Consider the following 15,271-nt stretch of genomic DNA (forward strand, 5'->3'; position numbering starts at 1 on the left):
CCCCTGCCCGGCTCCCGGCCGGGGTGGGAGAAATGGAGCCCACCATGACCACACCCGCACTCGCATCCGCACCGGCACGCCGACGCGCCGCGTCGCGTGCGTGGCGCCCCGACCGCACCTCCGTTGCGCCAGCGGCGGCCGTCGCAGGCGCCGCTGGCGCGGGCGTCGTCGCGGCCGCGACGCTCGGCGCGCCGAGCATCGCCTACCCGATCACCGGCCTCGCCGTCGCGGCCACCGCGCTGGCGGCGGTGCGCCCGCGCCCGACCCGCACGCATCTGCTCGCGGCGACGGTCGCCGTGCTGCTGCTCGCCGTTGCGACGGTGCGCGACAACGGCATCCTCGTCGCCGCGTGCGTTGTCGCGGCCTGGACGGTCGCCTCCGTCGCCCTGCTCGACGTCCGCACCTGGACCGGGGTCGCGCTGGCGCCGACCGCGGCAGCGCGGGCGCTGCCCCGCGTCGGGGGCTGGGTCCGGCGCGGACGCGCGCGGCGCCGCGCCGCGCCCGGTGGCGGAACCCGGTACGGCAGGGTGGCGGCGGTGGCGGCACTGACGGCCCTGCTTGTCGCGCTGTTCGGGGCACTGTTCGCCGGCGCCGACCCCGAGTTCGGCAGGCTGCTGTCCGGGGCGGTGCCGACGGTCCGGGTCGATGCCCCGGTCGGTCGGATCCTGCTCGGCCTGCTGATCGCGGGCGCGACGCTCGCCGTGACCTACCTGCGGCGCCGCCCACCGCGGCTGGACGCGCTCGCCCCGGCCGCGGGACGACCGGTGCCGCGGTGGGAGTGGGCGGTACCGCTCGCGGCGCTCGATGTGCTGTTCGGTGTGTTCGTCGCGGTGCAGGCGCGGGTGCTGTTCGGCGGGGACGGGCACGTGCGCGGCACCGCGGACCTGACCTACGCGAACTATGCGCGCCAGGGATTCTGGCAGCTGTGCGCGGTGAGCGTGTTGACGCTGATCGTGATCGCCGTCGCGGTCCGCCGGATCGACCGGCGGGCGGCCCGTGACCGGATGCTCGCCCGCCTCCTGCTCGGGGCGCTGTGCCTGCTGTCGCTCGTCGTCGTCGCATCGGCGCTGCATCGAATGTCGCTGTACCAGAGCGCCTTCGGGTTCACTCGGCTGCGGCTCGGGGTCTCGGTTGTCGAATTGTGGCTCGGCGGCGTGTTCCTGCTCCTGCTGCTGGCCGGAATCCGGATGCGCGGTGGGCGGCTGCCTCGCCTCGTGCTCGGCTCCGGGGTGGCCGCGCTGTTGGCGTTCGCGGCACTGAACCCGGACGGATACATCGCCGAGCGCAACGTCGACCGGTACCAGCGGACCGGCGCGATCGACATCGGCTACCTGCGCGGCCTGTCGACGGACGCGGTGCCTGCGCTGGACCGGCTGCCGGAACCGGTGCGCTCGTGCGCGCTGATCGGGACGTCGGTGCCGGCGGACGCCTGGTATCAGGTCAACGCCGCCCGGTCCGCGGCGCGGCAGATCCTGCGCGAGCGACCCGTCGACCTGAACGTGGTCTGCGCGGGCCCCGACGCCACGTGGTAGCCGAGGTGAGCGAGGACATCGGGCGATCCGGCCCGGGGAGTGGTCCCGAAATCCGGTCGGCGCCTACCGTGGACGGGTGAACGGAACTCTCGCGCGCCGCGACCTGTCGTCGTTGGGGCGCATCGTTCCCCTGGTGCTGGTGCCGCTGCTGCTGCTTGCCAGCACGTTTCCCGGTGCGTACCGGGTGCCCGCGGGCTACTGGGTCGTCGCGGTGGCGGCTGCCGCGGTCTTCCTGCTCGGCGGCCGGTGGCCGCTCCCGGTGTCGCTGGCCCTCTCCGCGCTTGCGGTGCCGATGTTTGCGGCGCACGCGTGGGGTCTGGCCGGGCTGGTGCCGTACCTCGGGGCCGTTGCCGTTGCCGAGGTCGCGATGCGGACCCACGCGGCCGCACCGATCGTGGCGGCGACCGTCTGCTGGGCGGCGGCGGTGCTCGCCGGCATTGCCACCTCGAGCTACGAGGAGTTCTGGCGACCCGCCACCGCCGTCGAGACCGTCGCGGTGGTCGGGTTGCCGCTGCTGCTCGGGCTGTATCTGCGGGCGCAGCGGGACCTCGCCGCGACGTACCGGTCCCGCGCCGCCGAGGCCGAGGCGCGGCGCGCGGACGAGGCGGCGCGGGTCCGGGCCGCGGAGCGCGGCGCGCTGGCCAGGGAGCTGCACGACCTGGTGGCCCACCACATGGCGTCGATCGTGCTGCGGATCGGGGTCGCGAGGCACGTGGTCGCCGACGAGGATCCGCGGACCCGCGCGGTCCTCGACGACGTGCACGCGACGGCGTCCGACGCGCTCGCCGACATTCGCGGACTGCTCGTCGCGCTGCGTGACCCGGTCCTCGGGGAGGTGGCGCTGGTGGAGGCCGACGCGGTGCCGGCCGAGCTGACCGCCGCCGCCGACCGGGTCGGTGCCGCCGGGTTCGCGGTGTCCGTCGAACTCGATTCCGACCTCGGCAGGCTCGACGCGATCGGCAGGCTCACGCTGCTGCGGGTGGTGCAGGAGTCGCTGACCAACGTGATGCGGCATGCGGATCCGGGGGGACCGGTGTCGGTGGTCGTCGCCCGGTCCGGTGCCGGTGTCACCGCCGAGGTCGCCAGCCGCGTCCGGGCAGGCACGGCAACACCATCGGGTGGGCACGGCCTGGTCGGGATGGCCGAACGCGTCACCCTCGCGGGCGGCAGCCTCGATGTTGGTCCCGTGGACGGGACCTGGCGGGTGCGGGCGTGGCTGCCCGTCGCGGCGGGGGAGGGCGACCGATGATCCGGGTGCTCGTCGTCGACGACCAGCGGCTGGTGCGGGCCGGGCTGCGGATGCTGTGCGACTCCACCGACGACCTGGAAGTGGTCGGTGAGGGTGCGAGCGGGGTGGAGGCGGTGCGGTTGGCCGCCGAACTGTCCCCGGACGTGATCCTGATGGACCTGCGGATGCCCGGCATGGACGGGGTGGAGGCCACTCGGCGCATCGCCGGGCCGGGCGCGTCACCGAAGGTGTTGGTACTGACCACCTTCGACGATGACGATCACCTGTATCCGGCGTTGGCCGCCGGGGCGGCTGGCTTCCTGGTCAAGGACACCGCCCCGGCGGATCTGCTGGCCGCGATCCGTCGGCTCGCGGCCGGGGAGCTGCCCTTCTCCCCGGATGTGCTGCGGCGGCTGGTGGAACGCGCGGTCGACCCGGCCCGGCTCGCCGGGTCGGGCGGCCCGGACCGGGGACCCGAGCTGACCGACCGGGAACGCGAGGTGCTGACCCTGGTCGGCGAGGGCCTCGGGAACCAGGAGATCGCCGACCGCCTGCATCTCGGGGTCTCCACCGTCAAGACGCACGTGTCGAACCTGATGGACAAGACCGGCTGCGACAACCGGGTGCGGCTGGCGGTGTTCGCGCACCGGCACGCCTGAGCTGTCCTCAGTGTCCGCCGTGCCCGGACGCCGTGCCCGGCGCCTGCCCACCGGTGCTCGGCGGCGTCGCACCGTGATCCATCCCGGTCATGGGCATCGTCATCGGCTCCGGCTTCTGGCCCGGCGCGAGGACCAGGAACTGGCCCATCATCCCCTGGTCCTCGTGCAGCATCAGGTGGCAGTGGTACATGTACGGGAACGTCGGGTCGGTGTACTCCGAGAACCGGAGGACCAGCCGGATCGTGGCGCCCGGCGGGGTGTAGACGGTGTCCTTCCAGCCGGCCAGCTCCGGCGGCGGCGACGCCCCGTCGATGTCGAGGATCCGGAACTGGGTGTCGTGCACGTGGAAGTTGTGCGGCCAGTTGTCGGCGTTGCGGACCGTCCACACCTCGGTGGTGTCCACGGTCGGGCTGAAGTCGATCCGGTTCATGTCCATCCGCTCGCCGTTGATCATGAACCACTGCAACTCGAAGCTCCGCTGCGCGACGGCGGTCGACGGGTCGAGGCGGGGGAGGGTCGTCAGCGTCGCGGGCAGCGGCGCGGACCGTCCGGGGCTGCGGGACGGGCGCAGTTCGAGGATGTCGAAGGTGTCGTCGAAGCCGTATTCGGCGGCGGTGCCCCGGTCGAGCCCGGCGCGGTCCTCGAACGGGAACGCGCGCAGCAGGACCGGGTCGGTGCCCGCCGCGACCACGATCTCGGCTCGCTCGCCGGGGCTGAGGGTGATCCGCCGCATCCGGGCGGGCTTCGCCAGCAGCCCGCCGTCGCTGGCGATCATCGTGAACTCGCGATCGTCGGCGAAGCCGAGGTTGTACATCCGGCCGCCGGACCCGTTGAGCAGCCGCAGCCGCACCGATTCGGTGCCCACCTTCAGGTAGGCGCCCGCGATCCCGTTGGTGACGATGGTGTCGCCGAGCAGGCCGACGTCGGTGGGATCGGACTCGTCGAGGGCGCCGTCCGCGGTGAACCGGCGGTCCTGGATGACCAGCGGGATGTCATCGACGCCGTAGGTATTCGGCAGGCCGAGGGCGTCGGCCTCGTCGTCGTCGACAAGGAACATGCCGGCCAGCCCCCGGTACGCGTGCTTCTCGGTGGAGCCGTGCGGATGCGGGTGGTACCAGAGGGTCGCGGCGGGCTGGTTGACCGTCCACGCCGGTTCCCACCGGGCGCCGGGGTCGATCGTCTGGTGCGGTCCGCCGTCGAAGCGGGCCGGGACATGCACCCCGTGCCAGTGCACGGTGGTCGCCTCCGGCAGGTCGTTGGTGATCGCGAACGCGACCCGCTCGCCGCGCCGGGCGCGGATCGTCGGGCCGAGCACCGATCCGTTGAATCCCCAGGTCGGCGTGGACTTCCCGGGAACCATCTCCGTGTGGCCCGCCGCGGCGGTCAGCGTGAAGTGCCGGACCCCGGCCGCGTCGACGCTGGAGTCGGCGAGCGGGGGAACCGGCAGCGGCCTGCGGCCCGACGCGTCGGCGGCGGGGTCCGCGTCGGCCGGGGTCGACTGCCCGCGAGCGCATCCGACGGACAGGGCGAGCGGGGCCGCGGCCATCCCGATCAGGACGGCGCGGCGGGTCAGCGGTGCGGTGGGCGGGCGGTTCACGGAACTCCTCGGGCGCGGCGGTGCGGGACGTCCCCAGTCTTCGCGGTCCCGGCGCGCGCGACCTCCGCCCCGAGGCCGGAGATCGCCGGTGAAATTCCTCCCCGCGGCCCTTGTGGAAGGTGGCGGTGAGGTGCTAGAGGCTGCGCCGGACGCCGTGTGCACAGGGTTCCTCGCGCGTGCGCAGGGGTGTTCGGCGCCCAACACTCCCGCGCACACCGCAATCGGCGTGTGCACAGGGGGATTGCCGGGGGCGGGAGGGCCCGGCTCAGCGCAGCCGGGTGAGCACCTCGTCGTGCAGCAGGCCGTTGCTCGCGACCGCGCTGCCTCCGTGCGGGCCGTCGCTGCCGTCGAGGGCGGTGAACCGGCCACCCGCCTCGCGGACCAGCAGGTCGAGGGGGGCGAGGTCCCACAGTGACACCTCGGGTTCGGCGGCGATCTCCAGCGCCCCCTCGGCGAGCAGGCAGTAGGACAGGAAGTCGCCGTAGCCGCGGACCCGCCACACCGCGTCGGTCAGGTCGAGGAACCGGTCCCGGATGCCGAGGTCGCGCCAGCCGCTCAGGCTGGAGAAGCTCAGGCTCGCTGCGTCGAGACGGTCGACGGCGGACACCGCGATCCGCCTCGGTGCCGCACCGTCGAAGGAAGTGAAGGAGCCGGCGCCCGCGGACGCCCACCAGCGTCGGGACAGGGCGGGCGCGCTGATCACGCCGACGACCGGGACGCCGTCCTGCAGCAGCGCGATCAGCGTCGACCACACCGGCACCCCGCGGACGAAGTTCTTGGTGCCGTCGATCGGGTCGACCACCCACTGCCTGCCCTCGAAGCGGGCCTCGCCGCCGAACTCCTCGCCGAGCACCGCGTCGCCCTGGCGCTCCTGGTCGAGGATCGCCCGCACCCGCTGCTCCACCGCGAGGTCCGCGTCGGACACCGGCGTCAGGTCGGGCTTGTCGTCGACCTTGAGGTCGAGGGCGCCGAACCGGTCCCGGGTGATGGCGTCGGCGGCGTCGGCGATGCGCAGGGCGAGGAGCAGGTCGGCAGCGAGATCGGTCACGGGGGTACAGGCTACCGGCGGCGGCCTCCCGACTCCGGGGCACTCCGCACACCCGGTAGCCTTGATTCTCGTGCATCCCGACGTTTCCGCTGACCTCGCCGAACTCGACACCACCCTGACCACCGTCGAGACGGTGCTCGACGTCGAGGAGCTGCGTCGACGCATCGACGAGCTCGAGCACCAGGCCGCCGACCCCGACCTGTGGAACAACCAGGAACACGCCCAGCAGGTCACCAGTCAGCTCTCGCACGCGCAGGCCGAACTGCGGCGCGTCGAGGAACTCCGCTCCCGGCTCGACGACATGGAGGTGCTGTACGAGCTGGCCGAGGAGGACGGCGCGGACGCCGTCGCGGATGCCGACGCCGAACGCGCCCAGCTGCGCGAGGACATCGCCGCGATGGAGGTCAAGACGATGCTCTCCGGCGAGTACGACGAGCGCGACGCGCTGGTCAACATCCGCGCGGGTGCGGGCGGCGTTGACGCCGCGGACTGGGCCGAGATGCTGATGCGGATGTACATCCGCTGGGCGGAGAAGCACGGCTACGGCACCGAGGTCTACGACACCTCCTACGCCGAGGAGGCGGGCATCAAGTCGGCGACGTTCGCGGTCAAGGCGCCCTACGCGTACGGCACCCTGTCCATCGAGATGGGCACGCATCGCCTGGTGCGGATCAGCCCGTTCGACAACCAGGGCCGCAGGCAGACCTCGTTCGCCGAGGTCGAGGTGCTGCCGGTCGTCGAGACCACCGACCACATCGACATCGACGAGAACGACGTCCGCGTCGACGTCTACCGCTCGTCCGGCCCCGGCGGGCAGTCCGTGAACACCACCGACTCCGCCGTCCGCCTGACGCACGTCCCGACCGGCATCGTCGTCACCTGCCAGAACGAGAAGTCGCAGCTGCAGAACAAGGTGTCCGCGATGCGGGTGCTGCAGGCCAAGCTCCTCGAACGCAAGCGGCAGGAGGAGCGCGCCGAGATGGACGCCCTCAAGGGCGACGGCGGCAGCTCGTGGGGCAACCAGATGCGGTCCTACGTGCTGCACCCGTACCAGATGGTCAAGGACCTGCGCACCGAGCACGAGGTGAACAACCCGTCCGCCGTCCTCGACGGCGACATCGACGGGTTCATCGAGTCCGGGATCCGGTGGCGGATGCGCGGAGAGCAGGACTAGTTGACCGCCCTCGCGCTCGACTGGATCCCGGACACGGGATTCCGGAGATGGCTGTCGTCGAGCGGCCTCGAGATCGTCCTGTACGTGCTCGGGGGCATCCTCATCGCGCGGTTCATCAGCTGGGGCGGCGGCCGGATCACCGACCGCATCGACCTGGGCTACAGCCAGGGCGACGCCCTGGTGCGGTCCGAGGCCACCAAGCACCGGCACGCCCTCGCCCAGGTGATCACCTGGGTGCTGATCTCGATCGTCTACGTGCTCGTCGCGATCGAGGTGCTGCAGCGGCTCGGCTTCGCGATCGGCAGCCTCGTCGCGCCGGCCACCGTCCTCGGTGCCGCGCTCGGCTTCGGCGCGCAGCGCATCGTGCAGGACATCCTCGCCGGCTTCTTCATCATCACCGAGAAGCAGTACGGCTTCGGGGACGTGGTGAAGATCGCGATCACCGGCTCCGGCGACGACGCATACGGCACCGTCGAGGACGTGACGCTGCGGGTGACCCGGCTGCGGTCCTCGGACGGTGAGGTGATCACCGTCCCGAACGGGCAGATCGTCAAGGCCGTCAACCTGTCCAAGGATTGGGCGCGCGCGGTCGTCGACGTGCCGATCCCCGCGGCCGCCGACCTCAACCACGTCAACGACGTGCTGCGGACCGTGTGCCGGGAGGCGTTCGCCGACCTCGACCTGGAGCCGCTGCTGCTCGACGAGCCGACCGTGATGGGCGTCGAGTCGATCGAGGTCGACACCGTCAACATCCGGGTCGTTGCCCGCACCCTGCCCGGCAAGCAGTTCGAGGTCGGGCGCGCCCTGCGGATTCGGGTCGCGGCCGCGCTGCGGCGGGAGGGCATCTTCGTCGGCCCGGACCTCACCGTCGACCAGGGGGACGCGACGTGACCGCGGACGAGTCGACCCCGCAGAACCCGGCCCCCGAGAACCCGGCGCCCGAGAACCCGACGTCGGCACCGGAGCGGCCGTCCGCCGCGGACGCGGGGGACACCAAACGCGCCTGGTTGCGCCGGATCGAGCGGTCCGGCTGGTGGCATCGGGTGCGGCAGTGGCGGCTGCCCGGCCACCTGGGGCGGGCCAGGACCTCGACCGTGCTGATCGCCGTCGCGTTCGCCGCGACCGCCGTGCTGCACGGCGAACTGAACCCGGAGCTGCCCGCGCAGCAGCGTCCGGCGCCCGCCGGGACCGAGTCGCCAACCCCGACACCCCCGCCCGCCGCGAACACCACGACGCGGCCGCCCACATCCACCCCGCCGACCACCACCCCGACCCCGTCGGGGTCGGCGACCGGGACGGGCACCGCGGCGAGCACCACACCGACGACGGAGCCGTTGATCGTGCTGCCGCCGGGTCTGGTCCCGTCCGGTGTGGAACTGCCGCCGGGGGTTGCCGTCGAGACCACCGAGCAGCCGAGCGGGACGGTCACGCCGACACCGGCAACCAGCACACCCTGACGGGCGTCACCTGCGGGCATGTCGGACCTCGCTGCCGCATCGCCCGGCATGTCTAGACTGGCTCCTCGTGATCAGCGTGGAGAGTGTGTCGAAGTCCTACAAGGCGTCCTCACGGCCCGCCCTGGACAAGGTCAGCGTCTCGATCGACAAGGGCGAGTTCGTCTTCCTGATCGGAGCCTCCGGGTCCGGGAAGTCCACGTTCATGCGGCTGCTGCTGCGGGAGGAGACCCCGACGGCTGGCGAGATCCACGTCGCCGACTTCCACGTCAACCGGCTGCCCGCGCGGCGGGTGCCGAAGCTGCGGCAGTCGATGGGGTGCGTGTTCCAAGATTTCCGGCTGCTGTCGAGCAAGACGGTGTCCGAGAACGTCGCGTTCGCGCTCGAGGTGATCGGCAGGCCGCGGGACATGATCGAGCGGACCGTGCCCGAGGTGCTCGACCTGGTTGGCCTGTCCGGCAAGGCGGATCGGCTGCCGCACGAACTGTCCGGCGGCGAGCAGCAGCGGGTCGCGATCGCGCGGGCCTTCGTCAACCGCCCGCTGGTGCTGCTCGCCGACGAGCCGACCGGCAACCTCGATCCCGACACCAGCGGCGACATCATGCTGCTGCTCGAACGGATCAACCGGACCGGCACCACGGTGCTGATGGCCACCCACGACAACCACATCGTCGACTCGATGCGCAGGCGGGTGGTCGAACTCGACCTCGGTCGCGTGGTCCGCGACGAGGCACGGGGCGTGTACGGGGTCGGGCGCTAGCCCGCCCCGCCGTCCCGCCCCGACACACGAAGGACACCACCCGATGCGCGTCAGCTTCATCCTCGGCGAGGTCTTCACCGGACTGCGCCGCAACATCACCATGACGGTCGCGATGGTCCTCACCACCGCGATCTCCCTCGGCCTGTTCGGCAGCGGCCTGCTCGTCGTGCAGATGGCCGACAAGACGCAGCAGATCTTCCTGGACCGGGTCGAGGTGCAGATCTTCCTCACCGAGGACGTGTCCGCCACCGACCCCGGCTGCACCCAGGACCTCTGCCGCGGGCTGCGCGAGGACCTCGAGGGCACCGACGCGGTGGTGTCGGTGCAGTACCTCAGCCGCGAGGACGCGGTCGCCGACGCCAAGGAGCGGGTGTTCAAGGACCAGCCGGAGCTCGCCTCGATGGTCAGCCCGGAGGCACTGCCCGCATCGTTCAAGGTGCGGATGTCGGATCCGATGCAGTTCGGTGCCGTCGAGGACGCGTTCGCGCAGCGGCCCGGCGTCGACAGCGTGCTCAACCAGCGGGACCTCGTCGAGCGGCTGTTCAGTGTCCTCGGCGGCATTCGCAACGCGGCGTTCGCGATCGCGATCGTGCAGGCGATCGCGTCGATCCTGTTGATCGCCAACATGGTTCAGATCGCCGCGTACACTCGCCGCACCGAGGTCGGGATCATGCGCCTGGTCGGCGCCACCCGCTGGTACACCCAGCTGCCGTTCCTGCTGGAGGCGGTCGTCGCTGCCCTGGTCGGTGCGGGCCTCGCGATCGCCGGCCTGTTCACGGCGAAGAACATGTTCATCGACGACGTACTCACCGACGTGTACGACGCGAACATCGTCGCCCGCATCTCCAACAGTGACGTGCTGCTGGTGTCGCCGATCCTGGCGCTGGTCGGGGTCGGGATGGCCGCCGTCACCGCCTACGTGACGCTGCGCCTGTACGTGCGGGAATAACCGGTTGCCGGGGCGCACTATCCTGGTCTGTACGTGACATTGCCGAGGTACTTCGAAGGGGCCCGGACGTGAAGGAAAAGGGCCGCAAGGTCATTGCCACGAACCGTAAGGCGCGGCACAACTACACCATCCTCGATACCTTCGAGGCGGGCATCGCCCTGGTCGGCACCGAGGTGAAGAGCCTGCGCGAGGGGAAGGCGTCGCTGGTGGACGCGTTCGCGACCGTCGACGACGGCGAGGTGTGGCTGCGCGGCCTGCACATCCCCGAGTACGGGCACGGCAGCTGGACGAACCACTCGCCGCGCCGCACCCGCAAGCTGCTGCTGCACCGCCGCGAGATCGACAACCTCGTCGGCAAGTCCAGGGAGGGCAACCAGACGCTGGTGCCGCTGTCGATGTACTTCAGCGACGGCAAGGTGAAGGTCGAGCTCGCGCTGGCGAAGGGCAAGCAGGACTACGACAAGCGTCAGGACATCGCCCGGCGCACTGCGGAACGCGAGGTGACCCGGGAGATCGGGCGCCGCGTGAAGGGGATGAGCCGCTAGCCTGCGTCGCCGCCGCCTGCGTAGCGGGACGCGACCGCGGTCGGCATCACCTCGTATCGCAGGTGCGCGCGGGCGAAGTCGGCGGTGCCGTGGGTGAGCGAGCGCAGGTCGACCGGGTAGCGGGCGAGTTCGATCTCGGGCACCTCGGCGCGCAGCAGCGTGGTCCCCGGCTCGGTGGTCTCCGTCCCGAGCACGTGCCCGCGCCGCGCCGACAGGTCGCCGAGCACGGCACCGAGGTAGTCGTCGGGCAGGACGACGCGGACCGCGGCGACCGGTTCGAGTAACCGGATCTCGGTGCGGCTCGCGGCATCCTTGAGCGCCAGCGCCGCCGCCGTCTGAAAGGCGGCGTCCGACGAATCCACCGAATGCGCCTTCCCGTCGACCAGGGTGACCCGCACGTCGACGAGGGGGTGGCCGGTGCCGACCCCGGACAGCAGCTGGGTGCGGACGCCCTTCTCCACCGACGGAATGAAGTTCTTCGGCACCGACCCGCCGACCACCTGCACCGCGAACTCGAAGCCCCCGCCCGCGGGCAGCGGTTCGACCTCCAGGTCGCAGATCGCGTACTGGCCGTGCCCGCCGGACTGCTTGACCAGGCGGCCGTGCCCCGACGACCGCGCGCCGAACGTCTCCCGCAGCGCGACCCGGTACGGCACGGTGTCGACGTGCACGCCGTGCCTGCTGCGCAGCCGGTCGAGGGTCACCTCCGCGTGCGCCTCGCCGGTGCACCACAGCACCAGCTGGTGGGTCTGCGGGTCCTGCTCGAGCCGCAACGCCGGATCCTCGACGGTGAGCCGGGTCAGCGCCTGCGACAGCTTGTCCTCGTCGGCCTTGCCGTGCGCCTCGACCCCGATCGGCAGCAGCGCCGCGGGCAGCGGCCAGGCGGGCATCGGTGTCGTCGCCGGGTCGTCGGTGAGGGTGTCGCCGATGTGCGTCGCCGCGACCTTCGGCACGCAGACGAGGTCGCCAGCCACCGCCTCCGGGACCGGATGCGTGGTCTTGCCGAACGGGCCGGCGAGCGTCGTCACCCGTTCCTCGGTGGTCTGTTCCCCGAGCACCCACAGGTGAGTGTCCGGGCGCAGGGTGCCCGCGTACACCCGGACCAGGTTGATCCGGCCCACGTACGCGTCGCCGACGATCCGGATGACCTGGGCCGTCAGCGGGGCAGCCGGGTCGGCGGCCGGGCCGGGCCCGACCCGATGCGTCGGATCCGGGAACGCCCCGGCGATCAGGTCGAGCAGCTCCGCGGCGCCGAACCCGGAGTCGGTGACGGCGAGCGCGGGATGCAAAGTGCAGTCGACGATCTCGTGCCGCAGCCCGGCGAACAGCGCGTCGGTGTCGAGTTCCTCACCGCCGAGATACCGCTCCATCAGGGTGTCGTCGAGACCGGAGATGGCCTCGACGAGGCTGTCCCGTGCGGCGCTGATGTCGGGCGCGCCCTCGGTGTCCCCGTATCCGCGACCGGTCAGCAGGTCGATCGACCCGCGGGGAGCGCCGCCGTCGTCGAGCACCGGAACGAACATCGCCCGCAGCGTGTCGGGCCCGAGGCCGAACGCGTCGTGGCAGGCGGCGAGGATCTCGGCGAAGCCCTCCCTGGCCAGGTCGAGCTTCGAGACCGCGATCGCCCGCGGCACGCCCGCGTCGGACGCCTCCCGCCACAGCGCCCGGGTCGGCGCGGTGACCGGGTCGGTCGCGGAGACGACGAACACCGCGCCGTCCGCCGCCCGCAGCCCGGCGCGGAGTTCGGCGTCGAAGTCGGGATGTCCCGGCGGATCCAGCAGGTTGATCCGCACCCCGGCCCAGTCCAGGGGGAGCACCGACAGTTGCACCGACCGCTGCTGCTGGTGCTCGATGTCCTCGTGGTCGGAGACCGTGGTTCCGTCGGCGACGCGGCCTGCCCTGCCGATCGCGCCGGCGGCCAGCGCGAGGGATTCGGCGAGGGTGGTCTTCCCGACCCCGCTGCATCCGACGAGGACGACGTTGCGGATCCGGTCCGGTCCGGTGACCGATGCGGCGGGCGTCGAACGGGACGAGGTTCGGTCGGCCACGATGGCCTCCTCACGGTGGCGGTGCCGCCTGGGGTGACGGTGTCGGCTCGTCGTCGAGTCTAGGCCCGAACCCTCGCCGCGGCCGGACGATTCGGCCGCCCGCCGCCCGCGTCAGCGGTCCACGCGCTCCCACATCTGCAGGTACGCCTCGGCGCCGCGGCTCAGGTCCTCGATGATCCGGTCCCCGTCCTCGCCCGCGTGGATCCGCATGTCTTCGATCCAGTCGGGGATCAGCCCGTACTGCGCGACCCCGTCGACGTTCAGGTCGAAGACCCGCTCCCCGGTCCGCTGCCGGTCCATCACGGTGCCGCCGTCGAAGGTGGTGTACGGGTAGCGCAGCGGGCTGGTCGCTGCGTCGGTCCGCGGCCGCGCCTGCGGACCGAAACCGTTGGTGTCCGCGCCGTACCCGAAGCCGAAGTAGTAGTCGTCGCTGCGCATCCCGCGGGCCTCCCGCCACGCGGAAACGAAGTCGTCCTGCGTCGGGTCGGCCTGCGGGGTCGACGCGTAGGCCGCAACGAATCCGCCGAGCGCGTAGATCCGCTTGTAGTTCAGCGGGTCGGTCCAGCTGTGGCTCGACACCACACCCGAGTACCCGGCCTCCTCAAGGATCGTCAGGGTGTCCGCTGCGGTCTTCACGCTCATGTGGTCGACGTCGACGATCATGCCGCGGGCCATCATGCCGCGGACCATGTGCTCGCCGAGGTCGGTCAGGCCGCGGGTGTTGCACAGCGGTCCGGACGGGTACACCGGTGTCGTGACGCCGGGCGGCAGCGCGGCGAGCGCAGCGGCGGGTCCGTCACCGACGGACAGCAGCTCGTTGTCGCGTTCCCGGGTCGTGCACGGCTCCGCCTCCCAGAACCGTCCGGTGCCGATGAAGTTGCCGACATTGACCGCGACCCCCTGGATGCCCGGGTCGAACCGGACGCCGCCGAACGCGTTATCGAACTTGTGGGTGACGACCATCTGCCGCACCCCCATCGCGTACACCTCGTCGAGGCCGCGGTCGATGTCTTCGGCCGTGCATTGCGGCACGCCGTCCCGGATGCTGCACCCGAACGGTTCCGACGTTTCGACGCCGAGGGTGACGGCGAGCTTGCCCGCGGCGGCGACCTCGCGGACCTCGGCGGGGGAGCTGACGATCCGGAACCAGCCGCGGCCGGGACCGCCGTACTGGGCGTCGATGTAGTCCTGCATCTCGTGCACCTGCTGCGCCTGCGCGCGAATGGTGTCCATGTCGTTGCAGGACCGGTTCTTCAGCGGGTAGATGTCGCACAGCACCCGGTTGTTGACCAGCAGGTTGGTGAAGATTCGCAGGCCGCCGCGCCAGGCGCGTTCGACCCAGCGGTAGTAGGTCTGCTCGTGGGTCAGCGAATCGGGGTGCGGCCAGTCCCGGAAGGTGGGCCAGCCGACGGTGTCGTGCTCGGCGACCGGGGAGCCGTGGGACAGGATGTTCTCCAGCAGCGCGGGCAGGCCGTCGGTGCCGTGGTCGGCGCAATCCCGCAGGGCGGCGGTGATGCCCTGCGGGTCGAACGGGGTGCCGCAGTGCACCTGGCCGCCGATGAACAGGTTCGCGTCGAGGTGCACGTGGGCGTCGATGAACCCGCGGACCTCCCCGTTCGGCCCGGTCCCGGCCAGCGGCGTTCCGGTCGCGTTCACCTCGGAGTCGGGGAAGTCGGCGCACCCCGACGTCGGGACCAGCGTGAAACGGCCGCCGTCGGGGTCGATCCCGGGGTCGGTGGAGAAGAACCTGCCCTCGTTGGCGGTGAGCTGGTCGCCGGTGTCGGTGGAGACGATGCTGTAGACGCCGCCGGTGTGCGTCAGGGTCCAGTCGGTCGCGGGGGTGGCGTCGCGGGTCGCGACGATCGCCGGGCCCGCAGGCGTGTCGTCGGTGGCGAGCAGGTCGCCGCCGCGGCCGTAGAACATGAACCGACCCAGCTGTGCGGCGTGCAACCGGAATGCCTCGGCCTCGGCTGCGGTGCCCGCGTCGATCCGGTAGCCGTCCGGGGTGAGCCGGGCGAACGCTCCCGTCTGCTCGGAGCGGAGGGCGTAGCAGCCGTTCGCGAGCCCGAACACGGGGTCGTCGCCGGGACCGGTGGGCGCGGGCTCCGGGGCCGCACCAGCGGAGGTCGCGCCGCCGACCACGAGTGCGGCGGCGACCCCGAGCGCGGGAAGGACACGGCGAAGGCGGGCGGCGAGGGTCATGTGTGTCCGAGGTCTCCCGGGTCGGGTGGGTGTGGCCTGAATCATCGGGCGGGTGGGTTCGCAGCGTAGGCGGTA

Annotated in this window: 13 protein-coding genes; 9 read left to right on the forward strand and 4 right to left on the reverse strand. The window is 71.9% G+C overall.

Features of this window, described 5'->3' with window-relative positions; translation table 11 throughout:
* Positions 1-44 precede the first annotated feature (44 nt).
* The 3 genes from ACFWPA_RS17050 to ACFWPA_RS17060 all read left to right on the forward strand — a co-directional run bounded on the left by ACFWPA_RS17050 (position 45) and on the right by ACFWPA_RS17060 (position 3,419).
* The gene (locus ACFWPA_RS17050) at positions 45-1,532 is read left to right on the forward strand and encodes a DUF4153 domain-containing protein (protein ID WP_378571123.1); all 1,488 of its coding nucleotides are present in this window, start codon (positions 45-47) and stop codon (positions 1,530-1,532) included.
* Between the two features lie 76 nt (positions 1,533-1,608).
* Positions 1,609-2,781, forward strand: a complete 1,173-nt coding sequence (locus ACFWPA_RS17055) for a sensor histidine kinase (protein ID WP_378507004.1) — start codon at positions 1,609-1,611, stop codon at positions 2,779-2,781.
* Entirely contained in the window at positions 2,778-3,419 is a 642-nt protein-coding gene (locus tag ACFWPA_RS17060) for a response regulator (protein WP_378507005.1), read from the forward strand. The genes ACFWPA_RS17055 and ACFWPA_RS17060 overlap by 4 nt, the downstream gene beginning before the upstream one ends.
* A 7-nt stretch (positions 3,420-3,426) precedes the next feature.
* On the opposite strand, the gene ACFWPA_RS17065 is transcribed toward ACFWPA_RS17060, so the two are convergent.
* The gene (locus ACFWPA_RS17065; protein WP_378507054.1) at positions 3,427-4,965 is read right to left on the reverse strand and encodes a multicopper oxidase family protein; all 1,539 of its coding nucleotides are present in this window, start codon (positions 4,963-4,965) and stop codon (positions 3,427-3,429) included.
* 316 nt (positions 4,966-5,281) lie between these two features.
* Entirely contained in the window at positions 5,282-6,064 is a 783-nt protein-coding gene (gene hisN / locus ACFWPA_RS17070) for a histidinol-phosphatase (RefSeq protein ID WP_378507006.1), read from the reverse strand.
* 70 nt (positions 6,065-6,134) lie between these two features.
* On the opposite strand from hisN, the gene prfB reads away from it, so the two are divergent.
* From prfB to smpB, 6 genes are all read left to right on the forward strand, one after another.
* Complete coding sequence (gene prfB, locus ACFWPA_RS17075) at positions 6,135-7,238, forward strand: peptide chain release factor 2 (RefSeq protein WP_378507007.1); 1,104 nt, start codon at positions 6,135-6,137, stop codon at positions 7,236-7,238.
* Positions 7,239-8,129, forward strand: a complete 891-nt coding sequence (locus ACFWPA_RS17080) for a mechanosensitive ion channel family protein (RefSeq protein WP_378507008.1) — start codon at positions 7,239-7,241, stop codon at positions 8,127-8,129.
* A complete protein-coding gene (locus ACFWPA_RS17085; RefSeq protein WP_378571125.1) occupies positions 8,126-8,695 on the forward strand; it encodes a hypothetical protein in 570 nt (189 codons plus the stop codon). The genes ACFWPA_RS17080 and ACFWPA_RS17085 overlap by 4 nt, the downstream gene beginning before the upstream one ends.
* 67 nt (positions 8,696-8,762) lie before the next feature.
* Positions 8,763-9,452, forward strand: a complete 690-nt coding sequence (ftsE, locus tag ACFWPA_RS17090) for a cell division ATP-binding protein FtsE (protein ID WP_378507010.1) — start codon at positions 8,763-8,765, stop codon at positions 9,450-9,452.
* A gap of 43 nt (positions 9,453-9,495) precedes the next feature.
* Positions 9,496-10,401 carry a permease-like cell division protein FtsX gene (ftsX, locus tag ACFWPA_RS17095; protein WP_378507011.1) on the forward strand — a complete coding sequence of 302 codons (906 nt, stop codon included), beginning with the start codon at positions 9,496-9,498 and terminating at the stop codon, positions 10,399-10,401.
* 68 nt (positions 10,402-10,469) lie between these two features.
* A complete protein-coding gene (gene smpB, locus ACFWPA_RS17100) occupies positions 10,470-10,946 on the forward strand; it encodes an SsrA-binding protein SmpB (RefSeq protein ID WP_378507012.1) in 477 nt (158 codons plus the stop codon).
* On the opposite strand, the gene ACFWPA_RS17105 is transcribed toward smpB, so the two are convergent.
* Both ACFWPA_RS17105 and ACFWPA_RS17110 read right to left on the reverse strand, forming a co-directional pair.
* Positions 10,943-12,994: an elongation factor G gene (locus ACFWPA_RS17105; protein ID WP_378571128.1), complete on the reverse strand. Its 2,052-nt coding sequence runs from the start codon at positions 12,992-12,994 to the stop codon at positions 10,943-10,945. The two genes, smpB and ACFWPA_RS17105, sit on opposite strands and share 4 nt — an antisense overlap.
* 111 nt (positions 12,995-13,105) lie before the next feature.
* A complete protein-coding gene (locus tag ACFWPA_RS17110; RefSeq protein ID WP_378507014.1) occupies positions 13,106-15,196 on the reverse strand; it encodes a peptidase in 2,091 nt (696 codons plus the stop codon).
* Positions 15,197-15,271: the final 75 nt, after the last annotated feature.

Origin of the sequence: Rhodococcus sp. NPDC058505, from assembly GCF_042720095.1 — a bacterium.
Lineage (GTDB): Bacteria > Actinomycetota > Actinomycetes > Mycobacteriales > Mycobacteriaceae > Rhodococcus_G.

Bases quoted from the DNA above. Each gene is read 5' to 3' on its own strand.
- ACFWPA_RS17065 (WP_378507054.1), bottom strand. From the start codon at position 4,965: ATGGCCGCGGCCCCGCTCGCCCTGTCCGTCGGATGCGCTCGCGGGCAG.
- ftsX (WP_378507011.1), top strand. From the start codon at position 9,496: ATGCGCGTCAGCTTCATCCTCGGCGAGGTCTTCACCGGACTGCGCCGC.
- ACFWPA_RS17110 (WP_378507014.1), bottom strand. From the start codon at position 15,196: ATGACCCTCGCCGCCCGCCTTCGCCGTGTCCTTCCCGCGCTCGGGGTC.
- ACFWPA_RS17060 (WP_378507005.1), top strand. From the start codon at position 2,778: ATGATCCGGGTGCTCGTCGTCGACGACCAGCGGCTGGTGCGGGCCGGG.
- ACFWPA_RS17050 (WP_378571123.1), top strand. From the start codon at position 45: ATGACCACACCCGCACTCGCATCCGCACCGGCACGCCGACGCGCCGCG.